Genomic DNA, 16,655 nt, shown 5'->3' with positions numbered 1-16,655 from the left:
ACAGACGGTCTCAGCCGCGCAGGGCCTGGACCGCGGCCTCGAGACGCTTGCCGAAGTCGCCGTCCGCCTGACGGAAGTTGTTGATCGCGCGCTCAGCGATGTCGTCGCGCGAGACACCCGCGATGTTGCCCGCGAGGTTCTCGATCAGACGTGCCTTCTCGTCCTCGGACATCTTGCGGTAGAGGTTGCCCGCCTGCACGAAGTCGTTGTCCTCGGCGTGCGAGGGCGCCTCGTGGTTGCCCGTGCCACCCGTGACGGGGGTGGACACCCACAGGGGCCGGTCCGTCTGGAACGGGCCGCCGAAGGAGTTCGGCTCGTAGTTCTTCGTGCCCTTGTGGCGGCCGTCGTACAGCGCGCCGTCACGCGAGTTGGTGCGCGCCTCGGTGGCGTGCGGGCGGTTCACCGGCAGGTGGTCGGCGTTGATGCCGACGCGGTAGCGGTGGGCGTCGCCGTACGCGAAGAGGCGGCCCTGGAGCATCTTGTCCGGGGACGGACCGATGCCGGGAACGAAGTGCGCGGGCGAGAAGATGCTCTGCTCGACCTCGGCGAAGATGTTCTCCGGGTTGCGGTTGAGCTCCAGCTTGCCGATCTCGATCGGCGGGTAGTCCTCGTGCGGCCACACCTTGGTGAGGTCGAACGGGTTGAAGCGGTACGTCGCCGCTTCGGCCGCCGGCATGATCTGCACCTGCACGGTCCAGGACGGGAACTCGCCGCGCTCGATGGCCTCGCGCAGGTCGCGCTGGTGGGAGTCCGGGTCCATGCCGGACATCTGGTTCGCCTCGTCGGTGGTGAGGTTCTTGATCCCCTGGTCGGTCTTGAAGTGGTACTTGACCCAGAAGACCTCGCCCGCCTCGTTGTTCCACTGGTACGTGTGCGAGCCGTACCCGTTCATGTGGCGCAGCGTCGCCGGGATGCCGCGGTCACCGAAGAGCCAGGTGACCTGGTGGGTCGACTCGGGGCTGAGGCCCCAGAAGTCCCACACGTTGTCGGCCTCCTGCGAGCCCGTGTACGGGTCGCGCTTCTGCGTGTGGATGAAGTCGGGGAACTTGATGGCGTCCTTGATGAAGAAGACGGGGGTGTTGTTCCCGACGAGGTCGTAGTTCCCCTCCTCCGTGTAGAACTTCAGCGCGAAGCCACGGGGGTCGCGCACGGCATCGGCGGAGCCGAGGTTGCCGGCGACGGTGGAGAACCGGAGGAAGGTCTCCGTCTGCTTGCCGACCTCGGAGAGGAACTTCGCACGCGTCCACTGCGAGACGTCGCGGGTCAGCGTGAAGGTGCCGTAGGCACCGGCGCCGCGCGCGTGGACGATGCGCTCCGGGATGCGCTCGCGGTTGAAGTGCGCGAGCTTCTCGAGCAGCGCCTGGTCCTGGACGAGAACCGGACCGCCGACACCAGCGGTCTCGCTGTTCTGATTGTCGGCGACCGGTGCGCCGGCCTCCGTGGTGAGCGGTCCCTGCGTCACGTGCGCCTCCTGCGTCATTTCCTGCAAGTCCTGTCCTTGGGTTTCGCTGAACCCGATCCTACGATGGACTTTGTCTAAGTCAAGTGAACATCCAATTTCACACATGGTCGGGACTTAGGCGCTTCGCCTGCTAGGCTGGTTCTCATGAGCGACCTGTTGGAACGACTGCGCGGACGCGGCTGGCGCATGACCGCGCAGCGGCGCGTCGTGGCCGAGGTCCTCGACGGGGACCACGTACATCTGACCGCGGACGAGGTGCACGCCCGCGCCGTGGACAAGCTGCCCGAGATCTCCCGGGCGACCGTCTACAACACCCTGGGCGAGCTGGTGACCATCGGCGAGGTCCTCGAGGTCTCGACGGACCGCAGGGCCAAGCGGTACGACCCGAACGCCCACCGCCCCCACCAGCACCTGGTGTGCGCGAAGTGCGGCACGATCCGCGACGTCCACCCCACGGGCAACCCCCTGAGCAGCCTCCCCGACTCCGAACGCTTCGGCTTCACGATCGAGGGCGCGGACGTCACCTACCGGGGCACGTGCCCGAACTGCGCGGGGGCGTAGGACCGACAGCAGTGAATCTCAGCCACGGCACACCCTCTTCCGGAATCTGACGGTGCGTCATATGGTCGGCGGCGCCCAGCATCCGCCTGCCCTCCGCAAGGAGATCCCGTGGGAGATCCGCACCCCAAACTAGAAGCCCACGCAGTATCAAGAACGTTCGGCCGAGGCTCCAGGGCGGTAGAAGCCCTGGGCCCGCTGGACCTCACCATCGCCCCCGGCGAGTTCACCTGCATCGTCGGCCCCTCCGGCTGCGGTAAATCAACCCTGCTCCGCATAGCCGCAGGCCTCCTGCGGCCCAGCAGGGGCGAGCTGACCATCCGCACGGCCGCGCAGCGACCCGCCGCGATGATCTTCCAGGACTACGGCATCTACGACTGGAAGACCGTCCAGGCCAACGTCCGCTTCGGCCTGGACATCCAGCGCGTACCGCGAAAAGAAGCAAATGCCCGCGCTACGGACTGGCTGACCCGCCTCGGCCTCGCCGACTTCGCCGACGCCTACCCCGCCACCCTCTCCGGCGGCATGCGCCAACGCGTGGCCATCGCCCGCGCCCTGGCCGTGGAGCCCGAGATCCTCCTGATGGACGAGCCGTTCGCGGCCCTGGACGCCCAGCTCCGCACGATCCTCCAGGACGAACTCCTCGACCTCACCCAGACGACCCGCACCACCACCCTCTTCATCACCCACAGCCTCGAAGAGGCGATCGTCCTCGGCGACCGCGTCCTCGTCATGTCCGCCCGACCGGGCCGCGTCATCGCCGAACACCGCCCGCCGTTCCCGAGGCCCCGCACCGGAGACGTACGCGCGACCTCCGAATTCAACGCCCTCAAGGGCGAGTTGTGGGACCTGCTGCGTGGCGAGGTGGTCCGCGAGAACTCACGGGACGAGGCGGCCGTGGCATGACGACGACCACCTCACCCAAAGCGCCCGAAGAACCCCAGGACGGCGTGCTCGTCCGCAAGCCCGGCCCCCAGGAGCTGCACCCCGCCCGGACCCACCGCAGGCGCCGCACCCTGGAGATCAGCCTCGCCGTCGCCGTCCCCCTCGCCCTCATCCTCCTGTGGCAACTGGCCGCCACCCAGGCCTGGATCGACGACCGCGTCTACCCCGCTCCCCAGACCATCCTCGAGGACGGCTGGGAGCGCGCGGCGGACGGCGACCTGTGGCCCGACGTCTGGGCCACGCTCAAGCGCGTCCTCGCCGGCTACGCGATCGGCACGGTCACCGGCTACGCCCTCGGCCTCCTCATGGGCTCGCTCTCCCTCGTACGCGCGGCGCTCGAACCGCTCCTGGACGCGTTGTACGTCGTACCGAAGCTGGCCCTGCTGCCCGTCTTCCTGAACATGTTCGGCCTCGGCGAGGGCCCGCAGATCGCGCTCGTGGCGGCCACCGTCTTCTTCTTCGTCTGGATCTCGACGATGGCGGCGGTGCTCGCCGTGCCCTCCGGCCACCGCGACGCGGGCCAGGTCTTCGGGGCGTCGCCGTGGCAGATGTTCCGCCATGTCCTGCTGCCCGCGTCGCTGCCCGCCGTGCTCGTGGGCGCGCGGATCGCGGCGGGCGTCGCGGTCCTGGTGATCGTGGCGTCGGAGCAGATCGCGGCGTCGAACGGCCTCGGCCACCTGATCTTCGACTCCCGGGCGCTTTTCCAGAACGACGTGATGTTCGTCGGCATCGTCTGCGTCGCCGTGCTCGGCGTCGTCTTCTCCGAACTGGTGCGGATCGCAGGGCGGTTGCTCACTCCGTGGGCCCCGCGCGACCGCGGCAGAAGCCAGTCATGAACCACCGGTCATGAACCATTCGTACGCGTACGGAGGCTCCATGCACACCCGCATCCGCACCCGGTTCTCCACCCTGGCTGTCCTCATGGCCGGCGCGCTGCTCGCCTCCGCGGGGTGCGCGAAAGAGGACGACGCCCCGGACTCGGCGGCACCCGCGAAGCCCCGCACCGTCGAGGCCGTCCCCGGCTGCGGCAAGGGCAGCTGGACAGACCCCTCCGACCTCGCCAAGGACCGCGCGCCCGCCCGCTGCGCCAAGGGCACCCCGACGCCGCGCCCACTGCCCAAGGAGCGCAGCCTCACCATCGCGACCGGCACACTCAGCGCCGAGTACGTCGCGCCCCTCCAAATGGCCGTGCAGAAGGGCGAGTTCAAGAAAGAGGGCCTGGACGTCCACCTCAAGGTGCTCCCGACCCCCGACGCCCTGCCACTCCTCGCCAAGGGAGACATCGACGCCCAGTGGGCCGCCCCCGAGGCCGCCGTCATGAACGGCATCACCAGCGGCTTCACGATCAAGTGGGCCGCCGGGAACTTCTCCCCCGACCCGAAGTCCAAGAGCGGCCTGTGGGTGAAGCTGAAGAAGGGCGAGAGCGCGGACCGCGTCCCGATGGCGGGCCGCAAGCTCGGCACCATGATCGGCAAGGGCTCGGTCATCTCGTACCCCATGGGCAAGGCCCTGAAGAAGCACGGCGGCGGCCTCGACAAGATCCAGTTCCAGCAGCTGGGTTCGGCCGACGTCCTGACGGCACTCCAGAACGGCGGCACCGACTCCGCCTGGCTCCTCGACCCGGTCTGGCGCAAAGTCGACGGCGACAAGCAGTACGCCTTCCTCGGCGGCCAGCCCAGGGGCGAACCGCTCGGCGGCCTCCTGTTCGGCCCCAACCTCCTGACCGAGGACCCGGACGCGGGCGTCGCGCTGCTGCGCGCGTACATCAGGACCGTGAACACGTACTTCGCCGGGGACTACAAGGCGGACAAGGCCTTCGTGGCCGATCTCGCGAAGCTCCTCAAGACCGACGAGGCGGTCCTGCGGTCGACTCCGTCCCTGCGCATGGACTGGGAGATCAGGGCCGGCACGACGGACCGGCTCCAGGCGGCGTACGAGGCCGCGGGCGTCGCCGATGGCGGCAAGGTCCCGGAGGAGAAGGCGGTGGACCGCAGGCTGTACGAGGAGGCAGTGGGCCACAAGCGGTAGCGGCCCCGTTACGCACCAAGGGCCGGAAAGCTTCGAAAAGCTTTCCGGCCCTTGGCCTTTAGTAGCGGGGACAGGATTTGAACCTGCGACCTCTGGGTTATGAGCCCAGCGAGCTACCGAGCTGCTCCACCCCGCGCCGTTGTGTTGTAACCGTACGTCAACGTCGACGACCAGCGCAAATCCGTACCGGTGCCCCGCTGCGGGCAGGCGTTCCGCAAGGGCGGAACGGGTGGGCGCAGCCCACAGACGGCCCGCACCCGCCCGACAGCAGGAAGTCAGAACAGGCGCAGGCGCAGACGCAAGGCACACGCGACAGAGCGAGCCAAGGCAGGGCGGTGGGCTAAGCAGTCAGCTCCTGCTGCAAGGCCTCGCGCAACCGAGCCGCCCGCTCGGAAACTTCAGCGGGCCCCAGCTCCACCGCACGGGCAGCCCACCGCTGCCCCTCAACCAGCTGCCCGCGCCGGGCGTAAAGCAGCGCGAGCCGCAAAGCCGCACGCCCGTGCCCCGCGTCAGCGGCCCGCGTCCACCACAGTGCCGCCTCCGGCTCACTGCCCTCGCGGGCAAGCAGCAGCCCCAGGTTGAACGCGCCGTTCCGGCTGCCCGCGTCCGCCGCGAGGCGGTACCACCGCGCCGCCTCGACGACATCCCCGCGCCCCGCGGCCAGCATCCCGACCCGGACCTGCGCACGCCGGTGGCCCTGCTGCGCCGCCCGCTCGTACCACTCCTCGCACTCGGTCTTCTCGGCCGCGGGCTCCCCGAGGGCGGGCGGGCCCGCGGCGGACCGCCGCGCGTCGAGCACGGTGCCGAGACGGTACGCCGCCTCCGCGCTGCCCCCGCCCGCCGCGCACCGCAGATGCCGCTCGGCGTCCTGCTCGTCGCCCTCCCGCAGCCGCGCGGTGCCGACCTGGAGCGCGGCCTCGGTGTGCCCGGCGGCCGCCGCACGCTCGTACCAGGGCAGGGCGGAGCCCTCGTCGTCACGGGACGCGTACAGAATCCCGAGGTTGAAGGCCGCGTCCACGCTGCCCGACTCGGCGGCCTTGGAGAACCACGGCTCGGCGCCCGCCGCGTCGCCGCCCTGGAGCAGCAGCACGGCAAGAGCATTGGCCGCCTCGCGGTGACCGGCGTACGCGGCACGCCTGTACCACTGGTCGGCCTGCACGGTCCGCCCCTGCTCGGCGCAGAGCAGACCGAGGTTGTACGCGCCGTTCACGTCGCCCGCGTCCATGGCCGCCCTGTACCACCGCTCGGCGGTCTGGGTCTCGCCCCGCTCGGCGTGCAGCGCGCCCAGGGCGTTCGCGGCGTTCCCGTCGCCGTCCTGGGCGGCTTTCAGCCACCAGACGGCGGCGCTCTCCTCGTCGCCCGCGTCACGCAGCAGGAAGCCGAGGGCGCAGGCGGCGCGCGCCTCCCCGTCCTTGGCGGAGTTCAGGTACCAGCGCCCGGCCTCCTTCAGCTCGCCACGCTGCTCAAGGATCGCGCCGAGGTGCAGCGCGGCACGTCGGTGACCGCGCGCGGCGGCCTGGCGGTACCACTGCTCGGCCTCGGCGGCAGCGGGACCCACGCCTGTGTCGTCGGGGCGCTCGGCGGTGGCACGCCGGTCGAGGGCGCGGGCGATCCGGTACGCGGCCTCGCGGTGACCGCGCTCGGCCGACGCCCGCATCCAGCGCTCGGCGCCGACGTCACCGCGGTGCTCGAGGAGATCGGCGAGGGCGTACGCGCCCAGGGCGTGGCCCTGTTCGGCGGACTGCCGCAGCCAGTACTCCGCGGCGGGCTCGTCGCCGCGCTCGCGGTGGTGGCGCCCGAGCGCGTGCGCGGCCGCGGCGGAACCGGCCACGGCGGCGACCCGCCACCAGCCGGCCGCCTCGTCGGCGTATCCGCGCTGGTGGAGGAGGACTCCGAGGTTGTTGGCGGCGGCACGGTCGCCCTCGGCGGTCGCGGCGCGCAGCAGGGATTCAGCCCCGTCGAGATCACCGCGGCGCAGCAGCAGGCTTCCGAGGACGCTCATCGCGTCGACATCTCCGGCCTCGGCGGCCAGCCGATGGCGCAACTCCTCGGCGGCCGTCCCGGGATCCTCCCGGTCGGCCGCCTGCACAAACCGCCCTGTATCCAACAGAGTTGCCTTGTCCCCCATAACGTCCATCGTCGCACCACCTGCACCCTGGGTACACCGGGTATACCGCCTCCAGCGAGGTCACTTCAGCGTTTTGTCGACATGCCCACAGAGAGATAAGTGAAACACAGTTTTCCCAACTCCCCCCGGGCGGAGCACGGTTCGCACAGACCAGCGCACGCCGCCACGAACCCTGGGCACACACGACGAAGGCCCGGATCCGATAAGGATCCGGGCCTTCGTCTTCTAGTAGCGGGGACAGGATTTGAACCTGCGACCTCTGGGTTATGAGCCCAGCGAGCTACCGAGCTGCTCCACCCCGCGCCGTTGTGTTGCAACCGTACCACGGCGCGGAGGGGGTGTTTCGCAGCAGGTCAGCCGCCCTTCTTGTCGCCGTTCTTGTCGGCGTTCGCGTCGCCGTTCTTGTCGGCGTTCGCGTCGCCGTTCTTGTCGCCCTTCTTGTCCGCCGCGGCCTGGGCGTCCTCGGCTCGCTGCAGGGCGTCCTCGAGCTTCTCCTGCGCTTCGCCGTAGGCCTTCCAGTCGCCGTCCTTCAGGGCCGTCTGCCCGTCCTCGAACGCCGTCTGGGCGTCGTCGAGGGCGGCCTGCACCGTCGGGTCGTTCGACTTGGGCGGCTCGGTCGGCTCATCCGTGTCGCCCTCGTCGGCCGGTGGCTTCGTGGTCCCTTCGGCGCCGAAGACCTGGTTGAGGCCGTCGCTCAGGGAGTCCGCGAACGCGGTCTCCGTGCCGTAGGACACCGCGACCTTCTTCAGGAGCGGATACGCCGATTTACGTCCCTGGACATACACGGGCTCGACGTAGAGGAACCCGTCGTCCAGTGGCACGGTCAGCAGGTTTCCGTAGAGGACGTCGGAATCGGCGCCCTTCATGTCCCGGACGAAGTTACCGACCTCGGTCATCGAGTTCAGCTTGTTCTGGACCTGTTCCGGGCCGTCCACGTCGCCCGTGACTCTCAGCAGTTTCATCTTGCCGAAGTCCTTGCTTCTGGCGTCGGCGTCGACCGTCATGAAGGCGCGCAGATTGGGGCGCCCGCTGGGGGTGAACGTCGTCGTCAGGGCGAACTGCTGCTGCGTCTGGCCCGGCGTCTTCATGGACAGGTAGTACGGCGGGACCGCGCTGTTGTCCTTCTTCGTCGGGTCGTTCGGCACCTGCCAGGCGTCACTCGCGTTGTAGAACTGGCCGGGGTCCGTGACGTGGTAGAGCGTCAGGAGCTCGCGCTGCACCTTGAACATGTCCTGCGGGTAGCGCAGGTGGTCCATCAGGGCCTTGGGGATCTCCCCCTTGTCCTTGACGGTGTTCGGGAACGCCTTCTTCCAGGTCTTGAGGACCGGGTCCTTGTCGTCCCAGGTGTAGAGCTTGACCTCTCCGGTGTACGCGTCGACGGTCGCCTTCACCGAGTTGCGGATGTAGTTGACCTGGTTCTGCTGGGCCACCACCGCGCGCTGGTCGTCGGACTCGGACAGCGAGTCGGCCGTCGTGTCGCCGAGCGTGGTCCGCGAGGCGTACGGATAGCCGTTGCTGGTCGTGTAGGCGTCGACGACCCACTGGATCCTGCCGTTGACCACCGTCGGATAGCTGTCGCCGTCGATGGTCAGCCAGGGAGCCACCGACTCGACGCGCTCCTTGGGGGTGCGGTTGTAGAGGATCCGCGAGCCCTCGCCGATCGCGCCCGAGTACAGCATCTGCGGTTCGCCGAAGGACACGGCGTACGCGGCGCGGTTGATCGGGTTGGAGAGGTTGACCCCGCTGTCGCCCTTGTAGCTGTAGGTCTTCTGGCCGCCGCCGTCCTCTTCGTAGTCGAGCTCCTTCTGGGGCCCGCCCACGATCGAGTACTGCGTGGTCTTCTCGCCGTAGTAGATCCGCTGCTCGTACTCGCCGAGGTTGCCGTTGGTCGGCAGACCGTAGTTCGTGAAGTCCGGGGCGCCCTTGGAGCCCTTCTTCGTCTCCGTGCCCTTGGCCGTGACCATGCCATAGCCGTGGGTGTAGGCGAAGTGGTCGTTGATCCAGTTGCGCTTCTCGAGCTTGTCGAGGCTCAGCTCACGCAGACCGACGATGGTGTCCTGGCCGTTGTAGCGGTCCACGTCCAGGGTCTTGGGGAAGCGGTAGTACTCGCGCTCCTGCTCCAGCTGCTGGAACGTCGGCGAGACGATGTTCGGGTCGTTCAGCCGGTAGTTGGCTGCCGAGTCCGCGTCGTCGCGCTTCTTCTTGGGGTCCTCGTCGGCCTTGCCGGCGCCCTTGTAGTCCTCGGGCTTCACACCGCTGATGCCGTACGCGTCGCGCGTCGCCTTGATGTTCTTCTCGATGTACGGCGCTTCCTTGGCCTGCTCGTTCGGCTGGACCTGGAACTTCTGCACGATGGCCGGGTACAGACCGCCGATGAGGATGGCGGAGAGGACCATCAGGCCGAAGCCGATGACCGGCAGCTGCCAGGTGCGCCGCCACAGCGTCCCGAAGAAGAGCAGCGCGCAGATGACGGCGATGCAGAACAGGATGGTCTTCGCCGGCAGGTACGCGTTCGCGTCCACGTAGCGAAGGCCCGTCCAGTTGCCCGTCGCCTTGAAGTCGCTGGCCTTCACCGCGAGGCCGTACCGGTCGAGCCAGTACGCCACCGCCTTGAGCGTCACGAAGACGCCGAGCAGCACCGACAGGTGCCCTGTGGACGCGGCCGTGGCGCGCGCGCCGGGGCTGGTGATCCGCAGCCCGCCGTACAGGTAGTGCGTCAGGGCGGCGGCGATCAGGGAGAGCACCGTGGCCGCGAAGCCGAAGCCGAGCAGGAAGCGGTACCAGGGCAGGTCGAACGCGAAGAACGACACGTCCAGGTGGAACTGCGGGTCCTTCTGACCGAAGGAGACGCCGTTCACCCACAGCAGCCATGTGCGCCACTGGCCCGCTGCCGACGCGCCGGCGATCAGGCCGACGAGCGTGGCGATGCCGAGCAGCAGCCACTTCTTGTACGGCGCGATGCTCATGCGGTACCGGTCGAGGCTCTGCTGCTCCATCGACATGGCACTCAGCGGCGGGCGCAGCCGGTGCGCCAGCCAGATGTTCAGTCCGACCGCGGCCGCCATCAGGAGGCCGAAGACGAAGAACAGGCCGATCTTGGTCCACAGGGTCGTCGTGAAGACCGACGAGTAGTTGACCGAGCGGTACCAGAGCCAGTCCGTCCAGAACCCCGCGAACATGACGAACACCATGGCGAGAACAGCCAGGATGCCCAGTGTCATGAGCAGGGTCCGGACGCGACGGGACGGTCGGCCCACTCTGATCCGTGGCCCCGTCGGGCCTCCGCCGCGGTCCGGCATCTGGAAAGCCAAGGTGCGCACCTCGAAGTCGATGTTGATTCTGTTGATCCGTCAGGGCCCTGTGATCGTGGACCCACACCTATGCAACTTACCTACGCTTTACTCGGTTCCCGTTTCTCGGGACTAACGAGGCAGGATTGTGACCATGTCCAACACTCCCATGGCAGCGAGCCCCCTCACCCGAGCCGTACTCGAGATCGACGAGTACGCGTCCGGCCTCGGCTGGGACCGGCCCGCACGCCTCTTCGCGCTCGTCGACACGGCGCGACTGCGCTCCCAGGAACCCGGCCTCGCCAACCAGCTCGGCCTCGACAACTCCCCCGAGGAAACCGGCCTCACCCCCATCGAGCAGGAGGAGATCCCGGAGGGCAAGCCGCTGGACGAGTTCCTCGGCACCATCGCCTGGCCGGACGCCGTGGTGGGCTGCGCCCTCACGGTGGAGCGCCTGATGCTCCCGCCTTCGGCCGAGACGTCCGTCCCCGAGGGGCTCAGCGAGGCTCAGCTCGCGAAGTGGGTGGCCGAGCACCCGGACCGCCAGGAGGTCCGCATGACGGTCGCGGTGCTGCGTGACGGTGCGCGCGAATCGGCCCTGCGGCTGCGCGAGAAGGACTCGCCCACCGAGGTCCTCACGGGGTCCGCCCTGGTTCCGGGGCTCGCGGACGCGCTGGCGGCCACGTTCGCCGACTGACACCACACTGTTCTCGTACGCGGGTGGGGCCGCCCTCACCCGCGTACTTCTGTCTCGGTGCTCTGTGCCGCTACTTCTTCACCGTGCACTGCGGCAGGTCCGAGGTGTCGCCCTTGCGGATGTCGTCGAGGGCGTCGACCGCGTCGTCCAGGGTGTCCACCTTGACCAGGGTGAGGCCGTCCGGGACGTCCTTGGCCGCCGTGGCGCAGTTGTCCTTCGGCGTCAGGAAGTACTTGGCGCCCTTGGCGCGCGCGCCGACCGTCTTCATGCCGATGCCGCCGATCGGGCCGACCTTGCCGTTGGCCTCGATCGTGCCGGTGCCCGCCACGAAATTGCCGCCGGTGAGGTCGTTCGGGGTCAGCTTGTCGACGATGCCGAGCGCGAACATCAGTCCGGCGCTGGGGCCGCCGACGTCCGCGAGCTTGATGTCGATCGTGAACGGGAACGTGTGGTCGGTGCCCGCCTGGATGCCGACGATCGCGCGGCCGTCCTTCGCCTTCTCCGTGGTGATCTTGATGTCGTCCGTCCGGGTCGCCTCCTTGCCCGCCTTCTCGGCGGCGGCCGCCTCCTTGACGGGGACGACACTGAAGACGACGTCCTGGCCCGGCTTGTGCTTGGTGACCAGCTCGGCGACGTCCGTCATCTCCTTCACGGGCGTGCCGTCGACCTTCCTGATGACGTCACCCGCGTGAAGCTTGCCCTCGGCGGGGCTGTCCTTGAAGACGGTGGAGACGACGACCTGGGACTTCACCGGCATCTCCAGCTCCCTGAGCGCCGCGACCTTGGCGCTCTCCTGGGACTGGCTGAACTCCTCGGCGTTCTCCTGGGTCGACTGCTGCTCGGTCTTGCCGTCCGGGTAGAGGGTGTCGTGCGGCACCACGATGTTGTCGTGGGCCAGCCAGCCGTACACGGCCTCCGCGATGTTCATGTTGTAGTCGGCGCTCGTGACCCGGACCGTCGTCATGTTGAGGTGACCGGTCGTCGGATACGTCTTGTGGCCGGAGATCTGCAGCACCGGCTCGCCGCCGTGGTCGCCGAGGGTGTTCACCGTGGGGCCCGGGGACATCTCCGAGTACGGCACTTTGATGAGCACTCCGGCGCAGAGCAGCGCGATCAGCATCAGGGTGGAGGCGAGCATCGTCGCGGTGCGGCGTGGCATGGAACGACAGTACGGGACCTGCCTGTCAGTGCACCGCTGGGGCCGGTCCGTACGGGGGCCGGGGCCTCACGATCCGGAGTGGGACTTCTCCATCGCCTCGCGGAAGGCCGCGTAGCCGTTCAGCTCGGTGTGGTCCCCGGTCTTGCCGGACCTGCGGTTGCGCGCCGCCAGGGCGGCCCACAGCCCCGCACCGACAGCTGCCGCAAACGGAATCAGCAACCAGGCAAGTGATGCCATGTCGACCTCCCGACCCCTTGAGCGACCGCAACTGACTGATCAGCAGATTAACCATCCGCTGCGTCAACGCTCACGCCAGGGGTCGGGTTACGCAACCGGAGCGCCTTGGGGCCAACTGGCCGGATGGCGGCGGGAGGATGCGGGCAGTCCCGTGCACGCTCCTCCGCTCCATGAGGTCAACAGGCGCCGACCCACTCCTCCTGGCCATCGGAGAACCGTTGGTGCTTCCAGATCGGCACTTCGTGCTTGAGGTCGTCGATCAGCTTGCGGCAGGCGGCGAAGGCCTCTGAGCGGTGCGGGCAGGAGACGGCCACGACGACCGCGAGGTCTCCCACCGCCAGGTCACCGACGCGGTGGACGGCGGCCAGGGCGCGCACGGGGTACTCGCCGACGACCTTCTCGGCCACCCGGCGCATCTCGGCCTCGGCCGTCGGGTGGGTCGAATAGCCGAGCTCGTCGACGTCCGCACCACCGTCGTGATTGCGCACGGTCCCCACGAAGAGCGCCGTGCCGCCCGCGGCGTCGTCGCCGACGGCCCGAAAGACCTCGTCCAGGGAGAGCGGTGCGTCACGGATCGCAAGGAGCCGGATGGGGTCCTGTGCGGCCTGCTCGCCGGGGTGGTCGTTCGTGGTGCGTGCCATGCGGCCATGGTGCCGCACGGCACGGACATCACGGAATAGCGCTTTCGCCCGGCACGCGCGCGTGCCGTCTTGGAGCTCTCTACAGCCCGCGGTCGGGCACGCGGCGGGTCTCAGATCCGGCGCCGTGCCTTCCGGGCACGCCGCACCACCGCTGCCGCACCCAGCAGCGCGACCGTCGCACCGGCGGCCCCCGCGGCCGTCGCGTCCTTGCGGCCGAGCCTGCGTCCCGCCACGGTCCGGCGCCCCGCGACCTCCTCGAGCAGCTCCGCGAGGACCTCCTCGTTGGTCCACTGCGGCCGCCAGCCCGCGTCGTGCAGCCTGCTGACACTGACCACCCACGGGTACATCGTGTACGCGAGGTCACCGGCCGGCGACGGCGTGAGACCGATCCGGTGCAGCCGCGCGGCCGCGCCCAGGGCCACCGTGGAGGGCAGCTCCATGCGCCGGATCTCGCTGAGCTCCTCGACCTCCTCCTGCTCGAGCCACCCGTCGCAGCCGACGGCGAGCTCCCCGTCGACCTTCTCCAGGACCGCGTACTCCAGGGCGCTGCACAGGTCCTCGACGTGGCAGAACTGCCAGGCGGGGCGCGAGCCCGCCACCACGAGCAGCCGAGGCGACTCGAAGTACCGGGTGAGGGCGGTGTCCGTGCCGCCCACCAGGATCGCGGGCCGCACCACGGTGACGTTCAGGCCGGGGTGGGCCCGGGGAGCACGCCGGGCGAGGCGCTCGACCTCCAGGAGGTCGCCGACGCCGGTCGCCTCCGCGGTGGCGCGCAGTTCGGCGTCTTCGGAGAGGGGCAGTTCGTTGTCGGACAGCGCTCCGTAGACCATCGCCGACGTGCAGAGCACGACGCGGTGGACGCCGGCCGCGGCAGCGGCCGTCAGCACGGTCTGCGTGCCGCGCACGTTGTATGCCGTACGGGCCGCCGCGTCGGTCTCCAGGTCGAGATCGAGCGCGAGGTGGACCACGACGTCCGCGCCCCGCAGCTTCTCGGCGATGGCCGGGTCCCTGACGTCCAGGATGTGCCACTGGGCCTGGGCGCACTCGCCCCGCCGCTCGTCGATGGCAACGACCTGCTTGATCTCCTCGGACGCGGCCAGGCGCTCGGTCAGCAGGGCGCCCACGCCGGAGGCGGCGCCGGTGACGGCGACCACGGGCCCTCGGACGGGGGCCGGGGTGGAAAGGTTTCGCGCTGCGCGAACCTGTGGATCTGGGGAACTCACCAGGCGTCTCCAGCGGTTGTCTTCAGTAGATACGCGAATGACGCGTACGTACCAGGTGGCATCCATCCTGCCGCAGGCCATGAGTCGGCGAAGCACTGAGGCCCGATCCCGTCACGGTGTCTACGCTGGGTGGTGTTGTAAGGCAGCCGCCGCCGGAACAGTACCGGCGGCCTGACGAGCCGAGGAATCCCGTGAGTGACACCCCATTCGGATTCGGCCTTCCGCCGGAGGAGCCGGAGAACGGCGACGAGGGCAAGAAGAAGGAATCCCCCGGACAGGGACAGAGCGGGGGACAGGGTGCAGGTGGCCCTGGGAACCCATTCGGCTTCGGCGGCCTGCCCGGCGCGGGCGGCCCTGGCGGCGACAATCCGTTCGCCGCGATGTTCGGTTCGATGAACCCGAACGACCTGGGCGCCGCGTTCCAGCAGCTCGGCCAGATGCTCTCGTACGAGGGCGGCCCGGTGAACTGGGACATGGCCAAGGACATCGCCCGTCAGACCGTCTCCCAGGGGACGCCCGACGGCACCAAGGACGCCAGCGTCGGGCCCACCGAGCGCGGCGCGGTCGAGGAGGCCATCCGCCTCGCCGACCTGTGGCTCGACGACGCGACGTCGCTGCCGTCCGGCTCCGGTGTGGCCGTGGCCTGGAGCCGCGCCGAGTGGGTCGAGGCGACCCTTCCGGTGTGGAAGGAGCTGGTCGACCCCGTCGCCGAGCGCGTCGGCCTCGCCATGGGTGACGTGCTCCCCGAGGAGATGCAGGCCATGGCGGGCCCGCTGATCGGGATGATGCGCTCCATGGGCGGCGCCATGTTCGGCCAGCAGATCGGCCAGGCCGTGGGCGTGCTCGCGGGCGAGGTCGTCGGCTCCACCGACATCGGCCTGCCGCTCGGCCCGGCCGGCAAGGCCGCCCTGCTCCCGGTGAACGTCGCGGCCTTCGGCAAGGACCTGGGCGTTCCCCAGGAGGAGGTCAGGCTCTACCTGGCGCTGCGCGAGGCCGCCCACCAGCGGCTTTTCGCCCACGTGCCGTGGCTGCGCTCGCATCTGTTCGGCGCGGTCGAGGGGTACGCCCGCGGCATCAAGGTCGACACCGCCAAGCTGGAGGACGTGGTCGGCCAGCTCGACCCGCAGAACCCCGAGCAGCTTCAGGAAGCACTCCAGCAGGGCATGTTCCAGCCGGAGGACACTCCCGCCCAGAAGGCCGCCCTGGCCCGTCTGGAGACGGCTCTCGCGCTCGTCGAGGGCTGGGTCGACGCGGTCGTGCACACGGCGGCCAAGCCCCGCCTGTCGTCCGCCGACGCGCTGCGCGAGACGCTGCGCCGCCGCCGCGCGTCGGGCGGTCCCGCCGAGCAGACCTTCGCCACGCTCATCGGCCTGGAGCTGCGTCCGCGCCGGCTGCGGGACGCCTCGCGCCTGTGGGCCTCGCTCACGGACGCGCGCGGCGTGGACGGACGCGACGGCCTGTGGGCCCACCCGGACATGCTGCCGACGGCCTCGGACCTGGACGACCCGGACGGCTTCGTGCACCACGAGCCGGTGGACTTCTCCGAGCTGGACAAGATGCTCGGCGAGGCGGCGGGCGGCTCCGCCAAGCCGGACCTCAAGAAGGACACCACCGAGGACGACGGCGACACCAAGGGCGAGGACAAGGGCGACAGCGACAAGTGAGCCTGTACGACGACACGGTCCTCGTCCTGAAGGGGTACGAGGTCGAGGACCAGGAAGACCTGCGCCAGTACTACCTGGACCATCTCGCCGCCCACCCCGGGGACGGCATGTGGAAGGCGTGCACGGACGGCCATGTGACGGCCAGCGCCCTGGTGATCGACCCGGAGCGCGGGCGCGTGCTGCTGACCCTGCACAAGAAGCTGCGGATGTGGCTGCAGATGGGCGGGCACTGCGAGCCGGGTGACCCGACCCTGGCGGCGGCGGCGCTGCGCGAGGCCACGGAGGAGTCGGGTGTGCCGGGCCTGACGCTCCTCGCCGGGGGCCCTGTCCGGCTGGACCGCCACCCGATCCCGGGGCCCTGCACGCAGCACCTCGACGTGCAGTACGCGGCGCTGGCCCCGCGGGGCGCCGTCGAGGCGATCAGCGACGAGTCACTGGACCTGCGCTGGTTCGCGTACGACGAGGTGGCGGAGGTTGCCGACAAGTCGGTGGTGCGCTTGGTGGAGGCGACAAGGACGCGGCTGTAGAAACCCACTCAAGAGGCGCCCCGACAGGGGCGCGGGGAACTGCGCGACCAGCCACAGCCGGCCCGCGGTTCCCCACGCTCCTGTTACTGCTCCCGC

The 16,655-nt window shown here is 69.6% G+C and carries 14 protein-coding genes and 2 tRNA genes; 7 read left to right on the top strand and 9 right to left on the bottom strand.

What is annotated here, in order from left to right:
- Positions 1-10: 10 nt before the first annotated feature.
- On the bottom strand, positions 11-1,480 hold the full coding sequence (locus ACZ5WE_RS17490; protein ID WP_467689209.1) for a catalase: 1,470 nt from the start codon (positions 1,478-1,480) through the stop codon (positions 11-13).
- Between the two features lie 126 nt (positions 1,481-1,606).
- Here ACZ5WE_RS17490 and ACZ5WE_RS17485 point away from each other — a divergent pair, with 126 nt between their 5' ends.
- The 4 genes from ACZ5WE_RS17485 (at position 1,607) to ACZ5WE_RS17470 (ending at position 4,993) form a co-directional block, all read left to right on the top strand.
- Positions 1,607-2,023, top strand: coding sequence for a Fur family transcriptional regulator (locus tag ACZ5WE_RS17485; protein WP_453397835.1), 417 nt, complete (start codon positions 1,607-1,609; stop codon positions 2,021-2,023).
- Positions 2,024-2,131: 108 nt separating this feature from the next.
- Positions 2,132-2,926, top strand: a complete 795-nt coding sequence (locus ACZ5WE_RS17480) for an ABC transporter ATP-binding protein (protein ID WP_467688878.1) — start codon at positions 2,132-2,134, stop codon at positions 2,924-2,926.
- Complete coding sequence (locus tag ACZ5WE_RS17475; RefSeq protein WP_467688877.1) at positions 2,923-3,801, top strand: ABC transporter permease; 879 nt, start codon at positions 2,923-2,925, stop codon at positions 3,799-3,801. Before ACZ5WE_RS17480 ends, ACZ5WE_RS17475 begins: the two co-directional genes overlap by 4 nt.
- A gap of 40 nt (positions 3,802-3,841) precedes the next feature.
- Positions 3,842-4,993, top strand: coding sequence for an ABC transporter substrate-binding protein (locus tag ACZ5WE_RS17470; protein WP_467688876.1), 1,152 nt, complete (start codon positions 3,842-3,844; stop codon positions 4,991-4,993).
- A gap of 62 nt (positions 4,994-5,055) precedes the next feature.
- Here the strand turns inward: ACZ5WE_RS17470 and ACZ5WE_RS17465 are convergent.
- The 4 genes from ACZ5WE_RS17465 to ACZ5WE_RS17450 all read right to left on the bottom strand — a co-directional run bounded on the left by ACZ5WE_RS17465 (position 5,056) and on the right by ACZ5WE_RS17450 (position 10,420).
- Positions 5,056-5,129 (bottom strand) — tRNA-Met (locus ACZ5WE_RS17465).
- Positions 5,130-5,333: 204 nt separating this feature from the next.
- Complete coding sequence (locus ACZ5WE_RS17460; protein ID WP_467688874.1) at positions 5,334-7,130, bottom strand: sel1 repeat family protein; 1,797 nt, start codon at positions 7,128-7,130, stop codon at positions 5,334-5,336.
- Positions 7,131-7,350: 220 nt separating this feature from the next.
- Positions 7,351-7,424: transfer RNA gene (locus tag ACZ5WE_RS17455), tRNA-Met, on the bottom strand.
- Between the two features lie 50 nt (positions 7,425-7,474).
- Positions 7,475-10,420: a UPF0182 family membrane protein gene (locus ACZ5WE_RS17450; protein ID WP_467689207.1), complete on the bottom strand. Its 2,946-nt coding sequence runs from the start codon at positions 10,418-10,420 to the stop codon at positions 7,475-7,477.
- Positions 10,421-10,565: 145 nt separating this feature from the next.
- Between ACZ5WE_RS17450 and ACZ5WE_RS17445 the strand changes: the two genes are divergently transcribed.
- Entirely contained in the window at positions 10,566-11,108 is a 543-nt protein-coding gene (locus ACZ5WE_RS17445) for a PPA1309 family protein (RefSeq protein ID WP_467688872.1), read from the top strand.
- A gap of 70 nt (positions 11,109-11,178) precedes the next feature.
- Here ACZ5WE_RS17445 and ACZ5WE_RS17440 read toward each other — a convergent pair whose 3' ends face one another.
- From ACZ5WE_RS17440 to ACZ5WE_RS17425, 4 genes are all read right to left on the bottom strand, one after another.
- On the bottom strand, positions 11,179-12,267 hold the full coding sequence (locus ACZ5WE_RS17440; RefSeq protein WP_467688870.1) for a YlbL family protein: 1,089 nt from the start codon (positions 12,265-12,267) through the stop codon (positions 11,179-11,181).
- A 66-nt stretch (positions 12,268-12,333) separates the two neighbouring features.
- Positions 12,334-12,504, bottom strand: a complete 171-nt coding sequence (locus tag ACZ5WE_RS17435) for a hypothetical protein (protein WP_467688868.1) — start codon at positions 12,502-12,504, stop codon at positions 12,334-12,336.
- Between the two features lie 176 nt (positions 12,505-12,680).
- Complete coding sequence (locus ACZ5WE_RS17430; protein WP_467688866.1) at positions 12,681-13,145, bottom strand: molybdenum cofactor biosynthesis protein MoaE; 465 nt, start codon at positions 13,143-13,145, stop codon at positions 12,681-12,683.
- A 110-nt stretch (positions 13,146-13,255) separates the two neighbouring features.
- The gene (locus ACZ5WE_RS17425) at positions 13,256-14,368 is read right to left on the bottom strand and encodes an NAD-dependent epimerase/dehydratase family protein (protein ID WP_160507120.1); all 1,113 of its coding nucleotides are present in this window, start codon (positions 14,366-14,368) and stop codon (positions 13,256-13,258) included.
- Between the two features lie 191 nt (positions 14,369-14,559).
- On the opposite strand from ACZ5WE_RS17425, the gene ACZ5WE_RS17420 reads away from it, so the two are divergent.
- A complete protein-coding gene (locus ACZ5WE_RS17420) occupies positions 14,560-16,032 on the top strand; it encodes a zinc-dependent metalloprotease (protein WP_467688865.1) in 1,473 nt (490 codons plus the stop codon).
- Positions 16,029-16,559 carry an NUDIX hydrolase gene (locus ACZ5WE_RS17415; protein WP_467688863.1) on the top strand — a complete coding sequence of 177 codons (531 nt, stop codon included), beginning with the start codon at positions 16,029-16,031 and terminating at the stop codon, positions 16,557-16,559. The genes ACZ5WE_RS17420 and ACZ5WE_RS17415 overlap by 4 nt, the downstream gene beginning before the upstream one ends.
- Positions 16,560-16,655 lie beyond the last annotated feature (96 nt).

The sequence above is a fragment of the Streptomyces sp. NPDC033180 genome (assembly GCF_055577645.1).
This window is presented reverse-complemented; position numbering and strand designations above follow the sequence as displayed.

Coding starts and splice junctions, on each gene's coding strand:
- ACZ5WE_RS17490 (WP_467689209.1), bottom strand. CDS start 1,480: ATGACGCAGGAGGCGCACGTGACGCAGGGACCGCTCACCACGGAGGCC.
- ACZ5WE_RS17485 (WP_453397835.1), top strand. CDS start 1,607: ATGAGCGACCTGTTGGAACGACTGCGCGGACGCGGCTGGCGCATGACC.
- ACZ5WE_RS17475 (WP_467688877.1), top strand. CDS start 2,923: ATGACGACGACCACCTCACCCAAAGCGCCCGAAGAACCCCAGGACGGC.
- ACZ5WE_RS17470 (WP_467688876.1), top strand. CDS start 3,842: ATGCACACCCGCATCCGCACCCGGTTCTCCACCCTGGCTGTCCTCATG.
- ACZ5WE_RS17460 (WP_467688874.1), bottom strand. CDS start 7,130: ATGGACGTTATGGGGGACAAGGCAACTCTGTTGGATACAGGGCGGTTT.
- ACZ5WE_RS17450 (WP_467689207.1), bottom strand. CDS start 10,420: ATGCCGGACCGCGGCGGAGGCCCGACGGGGCCACGGATCAGAGTGGGC.
- ACZ5WE_RS17445 (WP_467688872.1), top strand. CDS start 10,566: ATGTCCAACACTCCCATGGCAGCGAGCCCCCTCACCCGAGCCGTACTC.
- ACZ5WE_RS17440 (WP_467688870.1), bottom strand. CDS start 12,267: ATGCCACGCCGCACCGCGACGATGCTCGCCTCCACCCTGATGCTGATC.
- ACZ5WE_RS17435 (WP_467688868.1), bottom strand. CDS start 12,504: ATGGCATCACTTGCCTGGTTGCTGATTCCGTTTGCGGCAGCTGTCGGT.
- ACZ5WE_RS17430 (WP_467688866.1), bottom strand. CDS start 13,145: ATGGCACGCACCACGAACGACCACCCCGGCGAGCAGGCCGCACAGGAC.